An 18,035-nucleotide genomic window follows, 5' to 3' on the forward strand; every position below is an offset into this window, starting at 1 on the left:
TCGACCTGCACGCCGAGGAAGATGATGCGCTCCTCGAACAGCTTGTTGTACGGGTTCGACTCCTTGACCCCGAAGCTGGAGTGCTCGATGAACGACGGAAGGATGTAGCGCGCCTGGGGCTGGTTCACGGCACCGCCGTGGGGCTGGGTCATGAGGCACTCCCGTTGAAATTGGCGTGGGTGATGATGTGGTCGACGAAGCCGTACTCGAGGGCTTCCTGAGCGGTGAACCAGCGGTCGCGATCGGAATCGGCCTCGATGCGCTCCATGGTCTGGCCGGTGAACTCCGCGTTGAGGCGGAACATCTCCTTCTTGATCAGCGCGAACTGCTCGGCCTGGATCGCGATGTCGGCCGCGCCGCCGGTGATACCACCCAGGGGCTGGTGCATCAGGATGCGGGCGTGCGGCAGGGCATACCGCTTGCCCTTGGTGCCTGCGGCCAGCAGGAACTCGCCCATCGAGGCGGCCATGCCCATCGCATAGGTCGCCACATCACACGGCGCGAGCACCATCGTGTCGTAGATCGCCATGCCGGCGCTGATCGAGCCGCCGGGAGAGTTGATGTAGAGGTGGATGTCCTTGGTCGAATCCTCGGCCGACAACAGGAGGATCTGCGCGCACAGCCGATTGGCGATGTCGTCGTCCACCTGCGAGCCGAGGAAGATGATCCGCTCGGACAGCAACCGCTCGTACACCGAGTCGACAAGGTTCAGGCCCGATGAGGCGCCACGCATGTCAGTCACGACTGAATACCTGCTTTCTTTACGTACTTGCTACGCGGTAACCGGTCTTACGGATGACACTAACCAACGCGCGCCGCTGGGGAGTCCCCAGTCGGTGCCCGTTCGCTCAGAGCGTCACTTCGAGTCGTCGGCCTCGGGGGCGTCCTCGGCAGTGTCGGCGTCCTCGGCACTGCCCGCGTCATCACTGGTTTCCACAGTGATTTCCTCAACGCTGTTTTCCACAACGTCGTCTTCCTCAACATCGTCCGCCGCCTCAACGTCCTCACCGCTCGCGGTGGCAGCCTGCTCGCCGGAGGGACCGAAGAACTCGGTGGTGTCGATCTCGGTGCCGTCGGTGTCGGTGACGGTGGCACCGTGCACCACCGCGGCGACTGTCAGGCCACGGCGGACGTCGGCGAACATCGCCGGCAGCTGGTTGTTCTGCTGCAGCATCTGCAGCAGCTGCTGGGGCTCGACGCCGTACTGGCGAGACATCAACACAAGGCGCTCGGTCAGATCGTTCTGGCCGACCTGGATGTCGAGCTTGTCGGCAATGGCGTCCATCAGCAGCTGGGTCTTGATGGCCTTCTCCGCGTTGGTGCGGTTGTCGGCGTCGAACTCTTCGCGGCTGCTGCCCTGCTCCTTGAGCGACTCCTCGAACTTCGCCTCATCGTGGTCCAGCCCGTGGATGGCGTTGTGCAGGGTGTCGTCGACCTGGGCCTGCACCACCTTCTCCGGCAGCGGCACCTCGACCTGCTCGAGCAGCTCCTCGATGGCCTTGTCGCGAATCTGCTCGGCCTGCTGCACTCGCTTGCTCCGGGTGACCTGCTCGCTGAGGTCGCCGCGCAGTTCCTCCATGGTGTCGAACTCGCTTGCCAACTGCGCGAATTCGTCGTCGAGCTCGGGCAGCTCCCGCACCTTGATCGACTTGACGGTGACGCTCACCTGCGCCTCCTGGCCGGCGTGCTCACCGGCGACGAGGGTGGTGGTGAAGTCGCGGCTCTCGCCCTCCTTGAGGCCGATGATGGCCTCGTCCAGGCCGTCGATCAGCTGACCGGAGCCGACCTCGTGGGACAACCCCTCGGTGGCGGCTTCGGGGACGTCCTCACCGTCGACCGTCGCCGACAGGTCGATCGACACGAAGTCGCCGTCCTCGGCAGCGCGCTCGACACCGGTCAGGGTGCCGAACCGCTTCTGCAGGTTCTCCAGCTCGGTGGCGACGTCCTCGTCGGTGACGCTGATCGGGTCCACGGTGATCTTCAACGTGTCCAGGTCGGGCAGGTCGATCTCGGGGCGGACGTCCACCTCTGCGGTGAACACCAGCTCCTCGTTGTCCTCGAGCTTGGTGATCTCGATCTCGGGCTGGCCGATGGGCTGCAGCGACGACGACGTCACCGCCTCGCTGTAGCGCCCGGGCAGCGCGTCGTTGACGACCTGCTCGATCACCGCGCCGCGGCCGACGCGGGCTTCCAGCAGCTTGCGCGGCGCCTTGCCGGGCCGGAAACCGGGCAGCCGGATCTGCTTGGCCAGCTGCTTGAACGCCTTGTCGATCTCGGGTTCGAGCTCGGTGAAGGGCACCTCCACGTTGATGCGAACCCGGGTCGGGCTCAACTTCTCGACGGTGCTCTTCACGTTTCGTACTCCTCTATTGCCGTTCGGGTGGTGGTGCTGGTCGGGGTGACAGGATTTGAACCTGCGGCCTTCCGCTCCCAAAGCGGATGCGCTACCAAGCTGCGCTACACCCCGGTCGTCGCTGGCGTCGCGCAGCGCCGGACCACCGGCGATACTACGGCCTGACCAGACAAAGCCTTCAATTGGATTTGAGTTGGGCGGGGCCGGTACAGTCTGCCGGTACTGTCCTCTATGTGCAGCACATGCGGGCGTAGCTCAATGGTAGAGCCCTAGTCTTCCAAACTAGCTACGCGGGTTCGATTCCCGTCGCCCGCTCTCAGCAACCGTCCTCGCTGGCGGGTCGCAGCGCCCTGCGTCACTCATCAGCGGGCGTCTTCGCCGTCATCATCGGGAGTCCTTCGGCAGCTCAGATCCCGGTGCACAAAGCCACGAATGGGATCGGCGCGCAGATGCCGATAGAGAAGCCCGGCGTCGGGTCGCCGTTCCACGGCGGCGGCGGGGGCGGCGGTGGTGGAACCGGTGCTGCCACGCACGTGTCGGTGGGCGGGTCGTACACCGTTCCTGCACCGCATTCAGCGCCCTGCGCCACGGCTGGAACAACCACCGTCACGAACGCGGCCGGCGCGAAACACGCCACGGCTGCGATTGCGATTCGACGAATCTTGCCCACTTGTGCAGGCCTCCCCGGGACATTTGCCCGACCCCTGATCTGACCCAAATCTACGCCCTGCCCAATCCACTGTCACCGAATTGACGGTTCGCCGCGGTTCCCGAGTGACTGCGGCGAAATCCGAGGATTCGACGACGCGCTGGTCGGGTAATCGGCGGCCGGACGACGGGGTCCTCGACGAGGCCAGTATCTCCAAACTTGAAAATGCCGGTTCGGACCAAGGGAAGCGACATGGCAACGCCCGAACACTCCGCACCGGACCCCGTGGCCGTCTCCGACGACGAGCGTGCGGGTCAGAAGTCCGCCAAGGCGACCAGAACCGCGCTCCTGGGCGCGATGTTCCTGATGGCCACCAGTGCGGTCGGCCCCGGATTCATCACCCAGACCACCGACTTCACCGTCAGGCTCGGCGCGGCCTTCGCGTTCGCGATCGTCGCCTCGATCATCATCGATTTCGCCGTCCAGTTGAACGTGTGGCGGGTCATCGGGGTATCCGGGATCCGGGCCCACGAACTGGGCAACAAGGTGCTGCCCGGTGTCGGCTACGCGCTCGCCGCACTGGTGGTGGTAGGCGGGCTGGTGTTCAACATCGGCAACACCAGCGGCGCCGGCCTCGGCACAGACGCGATGTTCGGCCTCGATCCGCGCGTCGGAGGAGCGCTCTCGGCGCTCATCGCCATCGGGGTGTTCCTGAGCAAGCGGGCCGGCGTGGGGCTCGACCGGATCGTGGTCGTGCTCGGCGCCGGGATGATCCTCATGACCGCCTACACCGCCGTCGTGTCGCGGCCACCTCTCGGCGAGGCGCTGCGCAACGCGGTCCTGCCGGAGTCGGTCAACTTCCTCGCGATCACGACGATCGTCGGCGGCACGGTCGGCGGCTACATCACCTACGCCGGCGCACACCGCCTCCTCGACACCGGCGTGACCGGCCCGGACAACGTCGGCCGGATCACCCGGACGTCGCTGTACGGAATCATCGTCACCGGCGTCATGCGCACGCTGCTGTTCCTCGCGATCCTCGGGGTGACAGCCGGCGGCGCCCTCCTCGCCGACGACAACCCCACCGCGTCGGCGTTCGAAGCCGCGCTCGGCACCGCAGGCGGGGTGTTCTTCGGCGTCATCCTGTGGGCCGCCTCGATCACCTCGGTGATCGGCGCCGCCTACACGTCGGTGTCCTTCCTCACCACGACGAAAACCACCCGCCGCCGCCAGAACATCCTGACGGTGGGCTTCATCGCGATCAGCGCCGTGTTGTTCGTGGTCCTCGGAACCGCACCGGTGACGCTGCTGGTCTTCGCGGGAGCCTTCAACGGCCTGATCCTTCCCATCGGGTTCACCGTGGTGATGTGGGTGGCCTGGATGCGCCGCGACCTGATGCACGGCTACCAGTACCCGATGTGGCTCAAGCTGGTGGCCCTCGCCGTGTGGCTGCTGACGCTGTATCTCGGGTGGATGTCACTGAGCGGCCTTGCGGAGCTGTGGAGCTGAGCCGACCCACCCTGGCGAGATCCCGTATCTCCACACGATCTCCATGTGAACTCCAAGCCATCGCAGGCGGTGTGCAAGACGCTGGTGGACATGAACGAATACACCGAAACCCTGTCCAGGCCCGCTTGCCCGCCCGAGACCGCGGCAGCCCCCGCCGAGCCGGTGTTCATCAGTGTCACCGAAGTGCTGCTCGGCAGCGCCGCGACCGGCTCGGCGGTGGGCAATCGCCGGATCGGCGGGCTGCACACCTGGTGGGCGAGCCGCACAGAACGACGGGCTCGTCGGCGACGGGTGGCGCAACGCCGGCCGGACTACTTCGAGCACGCAGCGATGGCCAGGGAGATGCACCGACTGTGACAGCAGCCGGAAATCACGCCTGTGTGCAGATTCAGCAAATCACGAGAGCATAACTATTTCTGCACTTTGCGGTTCAGTAGGTCTTCTCGTCCATCGCCAAGAACACGGAGAATCCCAGCAGCAAGGTGATAAGTTCGACGGCATAGGTCATGAGAGATCTCCGGGGTTCTGCGCTCACGGTTTGAACTGCACCGCGAGTCTAGCCACTCTTGACACTCCTGACAATTACTGTGACCGATTCCAGCAACGACAACATCCTCGGCAGAGACGATCCTGGCCTCCCCGGCGACGGTGCCGCTCCCCGATCAGCGGGGCGAGGTCCGACCTGTCGGTACGCTGTGAGCCATGGAAGGCGCACTGCTCGTTCTGATCCTGCTGGTCGTCGCGGCAATCGGGGCCGGCGTGTACACCACCGCCAACGCCTCGAAGAAGCGCAGAGCGGCATCACTGGCCGATGCGAAGGCCGACGCCCGCCGTGTCATCGAACGTCTGGGCGGTCAGGTGTACGCCCTCTCCGGCACCGACAACGCCTCCAAGCAGGCCCTCGCCGACGCCTCCGAGCGCTACACCGCGGCGTCCTCCCAAATCGACCAGGCCACCACCGGTCGGCAGGCCGAACTGGCCAAGGAGAGCGCGATGGAAGGGTTGTACTACGTCCGGGCAGCGCGCATCGCGATGGACATGGACCCCGGCCCCGAGCTGGAGTCGCTTTCGGGCCAGCGCACGGCCGGAACGGTCACCGAGGACCGGCGCGTGCAGTTCGAGGGACGCGAGATCGAGGCGTCGCCGGCTCCCACGGAACGCACCCCCAACTACTACCCGGGCGGCCGGGTCGCGGGCCGGCCGGTACCGGCAGGGTGGTACTCCGAGCCGTGGTGGAAGCCCGCGCTGGTCGCGGGCGCCTGGGGCATGGGCTCGGTGCTCCTGTTCAGTGCGTTGTTCTCCGGGATGGGCGGCGTCGGCTACGACGCCCAGGCGTTCGAGAACGGTTACGGGGACGGCTACGGCGACGGCCTTGCCGCCGGCGAGGACGGTGGCGGCTTCGACGGAGGCGGCGACACCGGTGGCGGTTGGGACACCGGCGGAGGCGACTGGGGCGGCAGCGATTTCGGCGGCGATTTCGGCGGCGACTTCGGCGGTTTCTAGCCGGCGGTTTCTAGCCGGCGGTTTCTAGCCCTGCGTCAGCTCTGACAGCCGGGGCACCAGAACAGGTTTCGCCCCTCCAACACCGCGGTCCGGACGCCCGTTCCACACACCCGGCACGGATCGAGGGCGCGACGGTAGACGTATGTTCGCGGCCGGCCCTGCCGGTATGACGGTGCGCCGCGGTCATGTTCGGGTAGCACCACGATGATCTTCCCTCTGCGCACACCGACTTTCATCAGCGCCACGAGGTCGGTCCACATCGCGTCGAATTCGTCGGCGGTGATCGTCGCGCCGGGGCGCAGCGGGTCGATCCGGTGCCGGTAGAGCAGTTCGCTGCGGTACACATTGCCTACCCCGGCCATCACTGCCTGGTCCATCAGGAGCGCGCCGATGGGCCTGCGGGACTTGCTGATTCGTCGCCACGCCAACTCCGGGTCGGCGTCGGCACGCAACGGGTCGGGACCCAGCTTGGCGACCACGTCGGCGACCTCGGGCTCCTCGATCACCTCGCACACCGTCGGCCCCCGTAGGTCGGTGCCGTACTCGGCGCCCAGCATCCGCATGCGCACCTGCCCGATTGGCAACGGCAACGGCACGGGTTTCTCGGTGAACGTCCCGTACAGCCCGAGGTGCACATGCACCACCCGACCGCCCTCGTAGTGGTGGAACAGATGCTTGCCCCAGGCGGTGGCCTTCTTCAGCACGCGCCCGCTCACCATGGCGGCGCCGCTTTCGAATCGCCCCTGCGGGCTCGAGACCACCACCGGCGCACGTCCGAACCGACGCTGATGCTGCCGGGCCAGCCGGTGCAGCGTGTGCCCCTCGGGCATGGGTTAGGCGCCGGGCACCGGGGGCGCGACGTGGGTGGTTTCGTACTCGTCGAGGATGTCGATGCGCCGTTGGTGGCGCGGGGCCTGCGACCACTTGGTGGTCAGAAAGGCGTCGACGATCGCAAGCGCCTCCTCGGTGGTGTGCATGCGGCCGCCGATTCCGATCAGCTGGGCGTTGTTGTGCTCACGGGCCAGCGATGCCGTCTTGGTGCTCCAGGCCAGCGCACAGCGTGCACCCGGCACCTTGTTGGCCGCGATCTGCTCGCCGTTGCCGGAGCCACCGAGCACGATGCCCAAGCTGCCGGGGTCAGCCACCGTCTGCTGTGCGGCCGCGATACAGAACGCCGGATAGTCGTCGTCGGCGTCGTAGTCGAAGGCGCCGCAGTCGACCGGCTCGTGCCCCGACTGGGTCAGGTGCTCGATGATGGCCTGCTTGAGCTCGTATCCGGCGTGGTCGGCCCCGAGGTAGACGCGCATGCGGACACCCTACATTTTCCCCCTGCTCCGCGAGCGCGCGCGTTTGCGCAGCGACACGCCGCCAGGCATGTGTGTTCTCGTCGCACTCACCGCGCGCGACAGCGGCGTTTCAGCCCACGGTGATCGCGTCGAGACGCTCATTGATGAACGCCGCCGACGTGACGGGAGGCAAGGCGGACACCTTGCCGACGGGTGGCTCCAGCGGGGTGACGACCGCGTCGTGGTTGGCCTCGTAGAAATAGATGAGCGACACCAGGTCCTCTTCGGGGGCATGCGGTTGCGGCGGCAGCACCCGGTGCCGGCCCGAAGGCCAGCGCCGTCCGCTCCAGTACTCCAGGAGATCGCCGATGTTCACTGTCAGGGCATCGGGGTCGTACGGCGCGTCCTCCCAGCCCGCCTCCTCGGAGTACACCTGCAGCCCGCCGGCGCCGGGCTCGCGGTCCAGGATGGTGACCGTCCCGAAGTCGGTGTGCGGTCCTATGCGGAACTGGCCGGGTTCCGGCTCACCCACCACGCTGACGGGTGGGTAGTGGTTGATGTTCATCGTCCACGTCGGGGTGCTCGCCATCGCCGCGAACGGATTCGCGGGCAGGCCGAGCGCGTGCGCGAACAACGCCAGCAGTTCGTCGGCGACGCGCCGCATCTGGGCGGTGTATTCGGTCACCAGCCTCTCGAGTGAGGGCACCTCGGCCGGCCAGACGTTGGGGGCGAACCAGATCCGGTCGACGTCGACGTCCCCGGTCGCGGTCTCGGCACCGAGGCTGAAACTCTCCTTGAGATCCGGTGGGGTCTCCGTGCCCTCGGCGTAGGCGTTGGCCTCCGCACCGGGGGCCAACCAGCCGTGTCCACCCACCGCAACCGAGTAGCCGGCCTTGACGTGGTGGGGCTGGGCGAAGAACTCACGGGCCGCGGCCCGAACAGCGTGCGTCAGCGCCGGGTCCACACCGTGACCGCGGACCAGGATGAAGCCCGCTCGCTGCAGACCTGCGTCGACGTCGGCGGCGATCTCGTCACCGCGGGGGCCGCCGTCGTGCCAACGTGAAAGATCAACGGTTGCAATGGCGTTCACTGCTCTTCCTCACTCACCGATGTCCTCCGCCCACAGTTCCGGGTTGGCCGCGATGAACTCCTGCATCAGCGTCGCGCAACGATCGTCGTCGAGCAGGGTGACCGACACCCCGTTCTCGGCCAACCAATCGTGGCCGCCGGTGAAGGTCCGGCTCTCCCCGATCACCACAGCGCCGATGTTGAACTGCCGGACCAGTCCGCTGCAGTACCAGCAGGGTGAGAGCGTGGTGACCATCACCGTCGAACGGTAGCCGCGTTGCCGGCCGGCGTTGCGGAACGCGTCGGTCTCGGCGTGGATGGACGGGTCGTCGAGTTGCACGCGGCGGTTGTGGCCGCGGCCGAGCACTCTCCCCTCGGTCGAGAACAACGCGGCTCCGATCGGGATACCGCCTTCGGACAATCCTTTTCGCGCCTCCTCTACGGCGACGTCGAGCATCTCGAGCGGAGAACTCATACCTTCTCGGCGGTGATCTTGGAGCGGCACAGAAGCAAGTATGCCGTCCCGGCGAGCAGGAATCCGACGAAGAACGTCACATCCCCGAGTTCGGGCACCGCGGCAGCGAGGGCGCCGACGAGCAACTCCTGGTTGGCGAACAGCCCCACCGACACCACCAGGCCGATCACGAACGCGGCCAGCCCTCCCCAGTTGGTGTAGGAGCGGTCGTAGAGCAGGTGGGCGACCGGTCGGCCACGCCGCAGGTACTGGTCGGCGAACACCACGCCCAGCCACGGCCCCACCCAGTAGGCGATGATCAGCAGGAACGCCTCGTAGCTGTGGGCGGCATCGGGCAGTGCCCACCACGCCACCAGGAAACCGGCCACCCCGAAGAATGCCGTCACCACAGCCCGCGCGACGTGGGCGGGCAGCTTGATCCCTATGGTGACAAAAGCCATCGCGCCGGAGTAGACGTTGATCGCGTTGGCGGCGACCGCACCGACGGCGATCGCCAGCAGTGTCGCCTTCGCCAGCGGCGAGGCCAGCTCTGCGGTGAACGACCCGGTCGGGTCCGCCAGCGTCGCCTCCCCGGTCGTCACCGACGCCGCACCCACCACCTCGAGCACCACGCACGCGGTGAACAGGCCTGCGGCGGCGAAGAACCCGGTGCGTGCCGGGGACACGGTGGCAGGCAGATATCGGGTGAAGTCCGCAGCGTACGGGGTCCAGCCGGCCGCGTACCCGAACGACGTACCGACGGTGAGCAGGAAGCCGCCCATCCCGCCGACACCCCCGGCGCTGGGCGCGGTGTTACCGATATCGGCATGGGCGAAGATCGCCACCGACGCCGCGACGAAGGCGACGGCCAGCACCGGGAAGGAGTACCGCTCGAACGCCTGCACCAGGTTGTGCCCGAAGAACGCCAGCGCGGTCTGTGCCACCACAATGACGACCAGGCCTACCAGCGGACCGAACCCGAACAGGGTGGACAGCGCGAACGCACCGCTGACGCTGTTGGTGGCGAACCAGCCCACGCCGGCGGTGACTGACATCAGCACCGCCGGGACGGCGTTGCCCTTGAATCCGAAAGGCAGTCGGCCCAGCACCATTTGGGGCACGCCGTGCAACGGGCCACGCGCGGACAGGAAGTAGTGCGCGACCGCGCCGAGCCCGGTTCCGATGACGATGCCGAGGACCGCCTGCCAGAACGTCATGCCGAACGCGAGCACCGCGAGCATTCCGACGAATATCGTCGCGAACTCGAGATTGGGCGACGTCCAGGTCCAGAACAGTTGCCGCGGACCACCGTGGCGGTCGGCTTCGTCGATGTACTCGTTGCCGCCGGGCTCCACTGCGACGATGCGGTCGCGGTAGGTGCCCTCGGTGCGGTCAGCGACAGTCATCGCAATACCGTCACCCCCGCAGGGGCGCTGCGCAACTCGAGTCAACACGGCGGAAACAATTGCGCGGCGACGGTCGTTGCCGGCAGGCCACGCTGTCGAGCACGTCTTCCTCGCCGAGTGCGTGGGTGAGGTCAGCCCGCCTGACTCACTCGAAGACCGGCTGCTCGGTACGGGTGCGCTTGAGCTCCCAGAAATGCGGATACGAGGCGAAGATCACCGAGGCGTCCCACAGCTTGCCCGCGTCCTCGCCGCGCGGGATACGCGACAACACCGGGCCGAAGAACGCGACGCCGTTGACGTGGATCGTCGGCGTGCCGACGTCCTCGCCGACCGGGTCCATTCCGGCGTGGTGACTTTCCCTCAGCGCCTCGTCGTAGCCGTCGCTGGTCGCGGCGTCCGCCAACTCGGCGGGCAGTCCCACCTCCTCGAGCGACTCCTTGATCACCTGGCTGAAATCACTGTCGAAGTCCCGATAGCCCTTGTCGTGGATCCGGGTCCCCATCGCTGTGTAGAGCGGACCGAGCACGTCGGCGCCTTCGGCCCTTTCCGCGGCGATCGCCACGCGCACCGGTCCCCACGCCGTCTTCATCATCTCCTGGTACTCCTCGGGCAGATCCCTGCCCTCGTTGAGCACCGCCAGGCTCATCACGTGGAACCGGACGTCGATGTTGCGGACCTTCTCCACCTCGAGGATCCAGCGCGAGGTGATCCAACACCACGGGCACAGCGGGTCGAACCAGAAATCCGCGCGAGCCTTGTCTGACATATGTGGTCCTCTCCTCGATGACGAAGCTGTGACAGACGTCCCCACGGCACAACCACTGACACCCAACATGTCTTCCCGTGGTCAGGCTAGTGTTGACGAGCGTGGCCCTTCCTAATCTGACCCGCGACCAGGCAGCCGAGCGCGCCGCCCTCATCACCGTGGGCAGCTATCACATCGCGCTGGATCTCACCGACGGCGACGGCAAGCCCGGCGAGCGCACCTTCCGTTCGCTGACAACCGTCACGTTCGACGCACTCGCCGGCGCGGACACCTATATCGACCTCGCCGCGGAGCAGATCCGCAACGCCACGCTCAACGGCGCCGACCTCGACGTGTCGGGTTACGACGAGTCGACCGGCGTCCTGCTGACCGGGCTGGCCGAGCACAACGTCCTGGTGATCGATGCGGACTGCCGCTACTCGAACACCGGCGAGGGGCTGCACCGGTTCGTCGACCCCGTCGACGACGAGGTCTACCTGTACTCGCAATTCGAAACCGCCGACGCCAAGCGGATGTTCGCCTGCTTCGACCAGCCCGACCTCAAGGCTGTCTTCAACGTCACCGTGACTGCTCCGGAGCACTGGGAGGTCATCTCGAACGGCGCGACCGTCAGCGCCCGGCAATCCAGCGGGGCCAAGGAGCACACCTTCGCGGCGACACCGCGGATGAGCAGCTATCTGGTTGCGCTGATCGCCGGGCCGTACGCCCGCTGGGATGACGTGTACTCCGATGCCCACGGTGAGATCCCGCTCGGTATCTTCTGCCGCAAGTCCCTGGCCGAGTACATGGACGAAGACCGGCTGTTCACCGAGACCAAGCAGGGATTCGCCTTCTACCACGACAACTTCGGCACGCCGTATGCGTTCGGCAAGTACGACCAGTTGTTCGTCCCGGAGTTCAACGCAGGCGCGATGGAGAACGCCGGAGCGGTGACGTTCCTCGAGGACTATGTCTTCCGGTCGAAGGTGACGCGGGCGTCGTACGAACGGCGGGCCGAAACGGTCCTGCACGAGATGGCCCATATGTGGTTCGGCGATCTGGTGACCATGCAGTGGTGGGACGATCTGTGGCTCAACGAATCGTTCGCGACGTTCGCCTCGGTGCTGTGCCAGGCCGAGGCCACCGAATACACCCAGGCGTGGACGACGTTCGCCAACGTCGAGAAATCCTGGGCCTACCGCCAAGATCAGCTGCCGTCCACCCATCCGGTGGCCGCAGACATCCCCGACCTGCACGCCGTCGAGGTGAATTTCGACGGCATCACCTACGCCAAGGGCGCGAGCGTGCTCAAGCAGCTGGTCGCCTACGTCGGCCTGGAGGCGTTTCTCGCCGGCCTGCGGGACTACTTCCGCGACCACGCGTTCGGCAACGCGACGTTCGGCGATCTGCTGGGGGCGCTGGAGAAGTCGTCCGGCCGTGACCTGTCGGGCTGGGGCCGGCAGTGGCTCAAGACCACCGGGCTCAACACCGTGCGTCCGGATTTCGACGTCGATGATGGCGGCCGGTTCATCCGGTTCGCGATCGACCAGGGCGGGGCCAAACCAGGTGCGGGCGAGACCCGGGTTCACCGGCTGGCGGTCGGCATCTACGACCAGGACGAGACCGGCAAGTTGGTGCGGGTTCACCGCGAGGAGCTCGACGTCGAGGGTGAGACCACCGAAGTACCCGCACTGCAAGGTGTTCCGCGGGGAAAGCTGGTTCTCGTCAACGATGATGACCTGACCTACTGTTCACTGCGGCTGGATCCCGAGTCGTTGCAGACGGTGCTGACCCGCATCGCTGACATCGCCGAGCCTCTCCCCCGGACCCTGGCGTGGTCGGCGGCCTGGGAGATGACCCGCGACGCGGAGTTGCGCGCCCGTGACTTCGTCGCGCTCGTGATGAGCGGTTTGCATGCCGAGTCCGAGGTGGGAGTGGCACAGCGCCTCATCCTGCAGGCGCAGACGGCGCTGAGTTCCTATGCCGACCCGGGCTGGGCGGCCGCGAATGGCTGGCCTGCCTTCGGTGATGCGCTGCTGGACCTGGCGCGCGAGTCGGCTCCCGGTTCGGATCACCAGTTGGCGTTCGTCAATGCGCTGTGCACGTCGGTGCTCTCCCCGAACCATGTCGCCGTGTTGTCGACGCTGTTGGACAACGAACCCGCAGCGGTGAACATGGAGGGTCTGGTTCTCGACACCGACCTGCGGTGGCGCATCGTGACCGCGCTGGCCGCCAGCGGAAACCTCGATGCCGACGGCGCCGAGACCCCGTTCATCGATGCCGAGGCCAAGAACGATCCCACCGCCGCCGGGCGCCGCCACGCCGCGGCCGTAGCGGCCGCGCGGCCACAGGCACCGGTCAAGGAGTCCGCGTGGCAGCAGGTGGTCGAGGATGACGCGCTGGCCAACATCACCGCGCGAGCGATCATCGGCGGCTTCGTGCGACCCGGTCAGGGCGAGCTGCTGGCGCCGTTCCGCGCCAAGTACTTCGAGGCCATCTCCGGTGTGTGGGAGCGGCGGTCCAGCGAGGTCGCGCAGACCGTCGTCATCGGGTTGTATCCGTCCTGGGAGATCAGCCAGGACGCGTTGGCCGCCGCCGACGAGTTCCTCGCCGATCCCGACGTGCCGCCGGCACTGCGCAGGCTGGTGCTGGAGGGGCGCGCAGGGGTCGAACGTTCGCTGCGGGCACGGGAATTCGACGCAGGCTGAGTTCGCTCTCCGCGCGAGCGCGCGGGTCTGCACAGCACCCGCCGGTCAGCACGGTGCGTGGACGCACGCTCATCGGCGTTGACGATCGGCTCAATGCCCGGCGGTCCAGGCGTCCGGGCAGGTGTTCAGCGCGTCGCGCACCTGCGGGCCCGAGACCGACTGCGCGGCCGCTCGCACCTTGTCGGCGAATCGCGCAGTGACGAGACCGCCTTCTGGGTCCTGCCCGTCCATGGCCAGGAACTCGGTGACAAGCCCGGCGACGAAATCACAATCCGTCGAGGTCGCCGGTACGGAATCCTCGCCGCACGACATGGTCGTCGCGGAGAGCGCCGCACAACACATCACCGGGGATCCGTCGGTATACCCTCACCGCTGCGCTGATGGCATATTCGGGCAGAGTTCGCCGAGGGCGCCGGCGGCGTCGTTTATCGGATTGAACACCTCGAGCATCCCCTCGAGCGTTTCCGGCGGCTCGGGGTCGCCGGGGACATCTCGTTGGGACAACGCGAGCCGATCTGCCGCTGTCGCCCATTCGCTCAGGTGCTGCTTGATGTCGGCGGTCGTCACAGAATCTGCCGCTGTCTGCACCATGGCCGCCATCTGCGTGTACTGCTCGTCGACGAACTGGTCGCTCGGCCCGGTAACTCCCTGAGCCGGAGCCAAGCTCGATACTGCTGCCTGCCATTGGCGTGCCGTAGCTTCGACGACTTCACAATCCGCCGTCCTCTCCTGGGAGGCGGGCTCGGCGGCGAACCACATGGCTGCCGCTACTGCTGCCACCGCGACAAAGGCGGCACTCGCGATCCAAGTCCAGCGCATCCGGGATGACCGTTGCGGCTCAGTAGAACTCATCTCAACCCTGACACTGCAGGCCGGTTCGGGTCGAGTTCGAGCACGCTGCCCGACGGATCCGGGATGTAGAGGGTGAGACGAGGGTTGTCCACCTGCAGCTGGTAAATGTCTTTGATGTCGATGGGCTCCCAGCTGTGGTCTCCCAACGGTACAGAGACGTTGCCGGTGAGCTGTTGCAGGTGGTTAGCCTCGAGGTCGTAGTCGATCCACTGGGCCTGATACCAGCTGCCGTCGCGCTGCACCCAGCGGAGATGACCGTCAGCATTGCTGAATCCCTCGCCGGTCACCCGGAACTCATAGGACTCCTGCAGGACGAGCGGCGGTCTGACGCCTACGCCGTTGGGCGGTGGTGAAACGACATCCTGCAAGCCCGAGCCACCTCCCTTCACAGGCGGATCTATACTGCGGTGCCACGGTTGGGGAACTGCTGTCGGCCCCATCGGCGGCCCCCCACCAGGGCCTGGCGGGAACGCCTGGCCAAGCTCCCATCTGCCACCGCCGGGCGCGGAATCGGGTGGCGGCGGCGGATCGAACGGGTAGGTCCACGGCGAGTCCTCGTCGCCGACAGCGTTGAGTGGACCGTCACCGGGCCCAACTTCCTCTCCGGTCCCGAGCTTGAGATCACCCCGCAGCGACTGATACTCGGAGCCGATGCCACTGATTCGTCCGGCGATCTGGGCCATATCCGTGTGCGAACGTTGCAGGATCTCGACGACCTCACCGCTGCCTCGGCTGACCACCGGGTAGAGCATCCGCTCGCCCTGCGGGGTCTGGGGCACCGTGGCGGCGGCGTTCGTCACCCAGTCCCGCACCGCGTCGAGATCCCGCCGCCCCGCGGTCACGATCGCAGCCGACCTGTCGACCTCAGCGCGCAGACGTCGGTCAAGATGCGCCGCTCCTCCGAGAACACTCGCGTGCTGGTCGTTGGCGACGGCGTAGGCATCCGACGCCGGGCCCTGCCAGCGTTCTCCGGGCCTGGCTGCCTGGACCTGCGACTGCAACCGCAACAGCGTCGCACTCTCGTCGAAGGCGGACCCGTCCTGCGGGAGGCCCTCCCCGAAGGTGGCGCGCGCCTTCGCCCAAACCGCCATGAACGCGTCCAGCACGCCCAATGCCCGAACCTCCCCTCAACGGCCCGCAGTCCATTTTAAGGTCGCCGGCGCACCGCTCCGCGCACCAACTACGTCACCGCCAGAGTGAAGCCACGGTCGTGGTCGCCGGGCGATTCACGACCCGGAACGCTATTTCGCGGCACAAGGCCGCGAGGGTCAGTGGGGTGAGACGCCGGCCGAGAGCACCCGCACGCCGCTGATCAGCCCGTCGATCAGGTTGCCCTCTTTGAAGGACGCCGCAGCAGCGGAGACTCCGAGCGGCGCGGTCTCCTCGATGCCACGGCCCTTGACCTGCGACCCGTAGACGACCTCGATGGCCTTCTGGTCGGGTGACACGGCGAGCAGCACCGCGTTGTCGGGTGTCGGCACCTTGGCCAGCAGCTCACGCGCGGTGGCCGCAGTGTCCGCACCGAGGTCACCGATATAGACCGCGAAACGTGCCCGGGCAGCGCGCGAGCCGAACTTCAGGGCGTTGTCCAGGACCACCAGGTCCTTCGTCGGAAACGGGTAGTGCACCGACAGTTCGCCCGGCTCGGTGACCCCGGAGAGGCGCCCGCTGGACGTGACGGCGTACCCGCGGGGCAACTCGGCCAGTTCGTTCGACCCGACGGTCGCAACCTCACCACTTGCCACTTGCGCCACCTCCCACTGTCAGATGTGCACCATGGCCACCGTGGCCATGATCGGCCGGTTCCTCGGCAGCCCACAGGATCGGGCCGTGCGTCCACTTCTCCGACATATCGAAGGTCGCGGGGTGCGGACCCTTCTTGGTGAAGATGAACAGGGACAGAAACAGCGTCAAGGCCAGCGGAACCAGCACAAAGCTGGCGTGAATCAGTGCGGTCGTGTTCACACCGAAACCGTAACTCACCGCCCCGTCAGGCCGCGCCCTCACCCAGGTATCTGACCCAGGCCGGGTCGAGCTCCTTGATACTGGAGAGCACCCGCCAGGGTTGTCCCTTCGGAGGCAGCGGAGTGGTGTGCAGCTTCCACCCCAGCTCGGTCAGCAACCGGTCGGCTTTGCGGTGGTTGCATGCCGAACACGCGGCGACGCAGTTCTCCCATGAGTGGGCACCGCCGCGGCTGCGGGGAATGACGTGGTCGACGGTGTCGGCCTTGGCCCCGCAGTACGCGCACCGGAACCTGTCGCGATGCATCAGTGCCGCCCTGGTCATCGGAACGCGGGCACGGTAAGGAACCCGGACGAAGGTGCGCAGCCGGATGACCGACGGGACCACGATGGTCCTGGTCGCCGAGTGGACCACCGGACCCTGTGGGTCGTCGTGCACCACGTCGGCCTTACCGCACATCAGCATGATCACCGCGCGACGCATCGGCAGCGCCGTGAGGGGCTCGTAGGTCGAATTCAGCAGCAACACCCGCCTGCGGCCCCAGATCGACGCTTCGGGAAGCGTGCCGGGGTGGGCGTCCAGGCCTGGGCCGACGCTGTGCAGCGCGCGCGTGCCAGTACTTGATGTCGACCCGGATGAGCCGACCGCGGACCGGTGCCGGTGGCCGCGACCGTTCTTGCGCTGAGCCATACGTCCTCCGTCGGACAGTCCACCATGGATCACCCCGGACCGCACGGCAATTCTCGACGTGTTCGCTGGTCAGTCGGTGAACATCGGGTGACCGCCACCTTCTGGAACAACAGAGCAGCGTCCGAAGGTGGGTCGATGACGGCGATGGCCCACAATGGACACGATGGGCGTGCAGGAGAATCCAGTCGAGAAGCAGCAGTCGTTCTACGACGCGGTCGGTGGCCATGCGACCTTCCACGCCATCGTGGCGAAGTTCTACGAACTGGTGCGCGAGGACGAGATCCTGCGGCCGCTCTACCCGGAGGAGGACCTCGAGGCCGCCGAGGAGCGGTTGCGGATGTTTCTCGAGCAGTACTGGGGCGGGCCGCGCACCTACTCCGACCAACGTGGGCACCCGCGGCTACGGATGCGGCATGCCCCGTTCCGGATCGGCTATCTCGAACGGGACGCGTGGCTGCGGTGTATGCACACCGCCGTCGCCGGGATCGACTCCGAGACCCTCGATGACGCCCACCGCCAAGAACTGATCGCCTATCTGGAGATGGCGGCGGAATCGATGGTCAACTCGCCGTTCTGAGGTCGACGCCCCCGCCGGAACGGCGGGACAGACGGGTCAGCGCAGGACGACCGCGGGGTCGCCGCGACGACGGTAGACGGTGCCGAACCGTGCGTCGATGCGCAGCCAGGCCGGCATCGCCCGGACCCGCACCACCTCGTCGACACTGACCGACTCCGGGGCGAAGTCGTCTCCTGCCGGCGTCTGCGGCAGAAAGCCCATCGCGGTCAGGGCGAACACGCACCGCATCGGGATCCCGAGGCTGTCCCCGCCGGCGGTGACGGCGACGACCT

20 protein-coding genes, 2 tRNA genes and 1 pseudogene are annotated in these 18,035 nt (G+C 66.9%); 6 read left to right on the top strand and 17 right to left on the bottom strand.

All coding sequences use genetic code 11. From position 1 onward, the window contains the following. The 4 genes and pseudogenes from clpP to WA944_RS06670 all read right to left on the bottom strand — a co-directional run. A pseudogene (gene clpP / locus WA944_RS06655) lies at window positions 1–152 on the bottom strand (ATP-dependent Clp protease proteolytic subunit); the annotation flags it as partial. Beyond that, entirely contained in the window at window positions 149–733 is a 585-nt protein-coding gene (locus WA944_RS06660; protein WP_526611778.1) for a ClpP family protease, read from the bottom strand. The gene WA944_RS06660 and the pseudogene clpP, both read right to left, overlap by 4 nt. A gap of 123 nt (window positions 734–856) precedes the next feature. Further along, the gene (gene tig, locus WA944_RS06665) at window positions 857–2,353 is read right to left on the bottom strand and encodes a trigger factor (protein WP_526611765.1); all 1,497 of its coding nucleotides are present in this window, start codon (window positions 2,351–2,353) and stop codon (window positions 857–859) included. Window positions 2,354–2,390: 37 nt separating this feature from the next. Beyond that, a tRNA-Pro gene (locus WA944_RS06670) sits at window positions 2,391–2,467 on the bottom strand. 130 nt (window positions 2,468–2,597) lie between these two features. Here WA944_RS06670 and WA944_RS06675 point away from each other — a divergent pair. The 4 genes from WA944_RS06675 (at window position 2,598) to WA944_RS06690 (ending at window position 6,014) form a co-directional block, all read left to right on the top strand. Then, window positions 2,598–2,668, top strand: a tRNA-Gly gene (locus tag WA944_RS06675). A gap of 586 nt (window positions 2,669–3,254) precedes the next feature. Continuing rightward, the gene (locus WA944_RS06680) at window positions 3,255–4,511 is read left to right on the top strand and encodes an NRAMP family divalent metal transporter (RefSeq protein ID WP_526646619.1); all 1,257 of its coding nucleotides are present in this window, start codon (window positions 3,255–3,257) and stop codon (window positions 4,509–4,511) included. Between the two features lie 45 nt (window positions 4,512–4,556). Further along, window positions 4,557–4,868 carry a hypothetical protein gene (locus WA944_RS06685; RefSeq protein ID WP_526611769.1) on the top strand — a complete coding sequence of 104 codons (312 nt, stop codon included), beginning with the start codon at window positions 4,557–4,559 and terminating at the stop codon, window positions 4,866–4,868. 345 nt (window positions 4,869–5,213) lie between these two features. After that, window positions 5,214–6,014, top strand: coding sequence for a DUF1542 domain-containing protein (locus WA944_RS06690; protein WP_526611770.1), 801 nt, complete (start codon window positions 5,214–5,216; stop codon window positions 6,012–6,014). A 35-nt stretch (window positions 6,015–6,049) separates the two neighbouring features. On the opposite strand, the gene WA944_RS06695 is transcribed toward WA944_RS06690, so the two are convergent. From WA944_RS06695 to WA944_RS06720, 6 genes are all read right to left on the bottom strand, one after another. Beyond that, window positions 6,050–6,844, bottom strand: coding sequence for an Fpg/Nei family DNA glycosylase (locus WA944_RS06695; RefSeq protein ID WP_526611771.1), 795 nt, complete (start codon window positions 6,842–6,844; stop codon window positions 6,050–6,052). A gap of 3 nt (window positions 6,845–6,847) precedes the next feature. Further along, window positions 6,848–7,321 (bottom strand): ribose-5-phosphate isomerase, encoded by a 474-nt coding sequence (locus WA944_RS06700; protein WP_526611772.1) that lies wholly within the window; start codon window positions 7,319–7,321, stop codon window positions 6,848–6,850. A gap of 109 nt (window positions 7,322–7,430) precedes the next feature. Further along, the gene (locus WA944_RS06705) at window positions 7,431–8,390 is read right to left on the bottom strand and encodes an isopenicillin N synthase family dioxygenase (RefSeq protein ID WP_526611773.1); all 960 of its coding nucleotides are present in this window, start codon (window positions 8,388–8,390) and stop codon (window positions 7,431–7,433) included. Window positions 8,391–8,399: 9 nt separating this feature from the next. Next, entirely contained in the window at window positions 8,400–8,843 is a 444-nt protein-coding gene (locus tag WA944_RS06710; protein WP_526611774.1) for a nucleoside deaminase, read from the bottom strand. Then, on the bottom strand, window positions 8,840–10,228 hold the full coding sequence (locus tag WA944_RS06715; RefSeq protein ID WP_526611775.1) for a purine-cytosine permease family protein: 1,389 nt from the start codon (window positions 10,226–10,228) through the stop codon (window positions 8,840–8,842). The genes WA944_RS06710 and WA944_RS06715 overlap by 4 nt, the downstream gene beginning before the upstream one ends. Window positions 10,229–10,373: 145 nt before the next feature. Further along, window positions 10,374–10,994 (bottom strand): mycothiol-dependent nitroreductase Rv2466c family protein, encoded by a 621-nt coding sequence (locus WA944_RS06720; RefSeq protein WP_526611776.1) that lies wholly within the window; start codon window positions 10,992–10,994, stop codon window positions 10,374–10,376. Window positions 10,995–11,095: 101 nt separating this feature from the next. Here WA944_RS06720 and pepN point away from each other — a divergent pair, with 101 nt between their 5' ends. Further along, complete coding sequence (gene pepN, locus WA944_RS06725; RefSeq protein ID WP_526646621.1) at window positions 11,096–13,681, top strand: aminopeptidase N; 2,586 nt, start codon at window positions 11,096–11,098, stop codon at window positions 13,679–13,681. A gap of 90 nt (window positions 13,682–13,771) precedes the next feature. On the opposite strand, the gene WA944_RS06730 is transcribed toward pepN, so the two are convergent. The 6 genes from WA944_RS06730 to WA944_RS06755 form a co-directional block, all read right to left on the bottom strand. Next, window positions 13,772–14,023: a hypothetical protein gene (locus WA944_RS06730; protein ID WP_526610947.1), complete on the bottom strand. Its 252-nt coding sequence runs from the start codon at window positions 14,021–14,023 to the stop codon at window positions 13,772–13,774. A 24-nt stretch (window positions 14,024–14,047) separates the two neighbouring features. Then, window positions 14,048–14,440, bottom strand: a complete 393-nt coding sequence (locus WA944_RS06735) for a hypothetical protein (protein ID WP_526610946.1) — start codon at window positions 14,438–14,440, stop codon at window positions 14,048–14,050. Between the two features lie 89 nt (window positions 14,441–14,529). Beyond that, complete coding sequence (locus WA944_RS06740; RefSeq protein ID WP_526610951.1) at window positions 14,530–15,639, bottom strand: EspA/EspE family type VII secretion system effector; 1,110 nt, start codon at window positions 15,637–15,639, stop codon at window positions 14,530–14,532. A gap of 162 nt (window positions 15,640–15,801) precedes the next feature. After that, a complete protein-coding gene (locus tag WA944_RS06745) occupies window positions 15,802–16,278 on the bottom strand; it encodes a DUF5130 family protein (protein WP_526610944.1) in 477 nt (158 codons plus the stop codon). Continuing rightward, on the bottom strand, window positions 16,265–16,498 hold the full coding sequence (gene ctaJ, locus WA944_RS06750; protein ID WP_526610942.1) for an aa3-type cytochrome oxidase subunit CtaJ: 234 nt from the start codon (window positions 16,496–16,498) through the stop codon (window positions 16,265–16,267). Before ctaJ ends, WA944_RS06745 begins: the two co-directional genes overlap by 14 nt. 25 nt (window positions 16,499–16,523) lie before the next feature. After that, window positions 16,524–17,186: an HNH endonuclease signature motif containing protein gene (locus WA944_RS06755; protein WP_526646623.1), complete on the bottom strand. Its 663-nt coding sequence runs from the start codon at window positions 17,184–17,186 to the stop codon at window positions 16,524–16,526. Between the two features lie 163 nt (window positions 17,187–17,349). Between WA944_RS06755 and WA944_RS06760 the strand changes: the two genes are divergently transcribed. Beyond that, entirely contained in the window at window positions 17,350–17,763 is a 414-nt protein-coding gene (locus WA944_RS06760) for a globin (RefSeq protein ID WP_526610940.1), read from the top strand. A gap of 36 nt (window positions 17,764–17,799) precedes the next feature. On the opposite strand, the gene WA944_RS06765 is transcribed toward WA944_RS06760, so the two are convergent. Beyond that, on the bottom strand, window positions 17,800–18,035 hold a 236-nt coding region (locus WA944_RS06765), incomplete at its 5' end, for a DUF8185 domain-containing protein (RefSeq protein WP_526646625.1).

This window comes from Mycobacterium sp. (assembly GCF_049683355.1).
GTDB lineage: Bacteria > Actinomycetota > Actinomycetes > Mycobacteriales > Mycobacteriaceae > Mycobacterium.

Excerpts from the sequence above, each read along its gene's own strand:
- WA944_RS06660 (WP_526611778.1), bottom strand. The coding sequence starts at position 733 with ATGCGTGGCGCCTCATCGGGCCTGAACCTTGTCGACTCGGTGTACGAG.
- WA944_RS06680 (WP_526646619.1), top strand. The coding sequence starts at position 3,255 with ATGGCAACGCCCGAACACTCCGCACCGGACCCCGTGGCCGTCTCCGAC.
- WA944_RS06690 (WP_526611770.1), top strand. The coding sequence starts at position 5,214 with ATGGAAGGCGCACTGCTCGTTCTGATCCTGCTGGTCGTCGCGGCAATC.
- WA944_RS06695 (WP_526611771.1), bottom strand. The coding sequence starts at position 6,844 with ATGCCCGAGGGGCACACGCTGCACCGGCTGGCCCGGCAGCATCAGCGT.
- WA944_RS06700 (WP_526611772.1), bottom strand. The coding sequence starts at position 7,321 with ATGCGCGTCTACCTCGGGGCCGACCACGCCGGATACGAGCTCAAGCAG.
- WA944_RS06710 (WP_526611774.1), bottom strand. The coding sequence starts at position 8,843 with ATGAGTTCTCCGCTCGAGATGCTCGACGTCGCCGTAGAGGAGGCGCGA.
- WA944_RS06715 (WP_526611775.1), bottom strand. The coding sequence starts at position 10,228 with ATGACTGTCGCTGACCGCACCGAGGGCACCTACCGCGACCGCATCGTC.
- WA944_RS06720 (WP_526611776.1), bottom strand. The coding sequence starts at position 10,994 with ATGTCAGACAAGGCTCGCGCGGATTTCTGGTTCGACCCGCTGTGCCCG.
- WA944_RS06730 (WP_526610947.1), bottom strand. The coding sequence starts at position 14,023 with ATGTGTTGTGCGGCGCTCTCCGCGACGACCATGTCGTGCGGCGAGGAT.
- WA944_RS06735 (WP_526610946.1), bottom strand. The coding sequence starts at position 14,440 with ATGTGGTTCGCCGCCGAGCCCGCCTCCCAGGAGAGGACGGCGGATTGT.
- WA944_RS06755 (WP_526646623.1), bottom strand. The coding sequence starts at position 17,186 with ATGGCTCAGCGCAAGAACGGTCGCGGCCACCGGCACCGGTCCGCGGTC.
- WA944_RS06760 (WP_526610940.1), top strand. The coding sequence starts at position 17,350 with ATGGGCGTGCAGGAGAATCCAGTCGAGAAGCAGCAGTCGTTCTACGAC.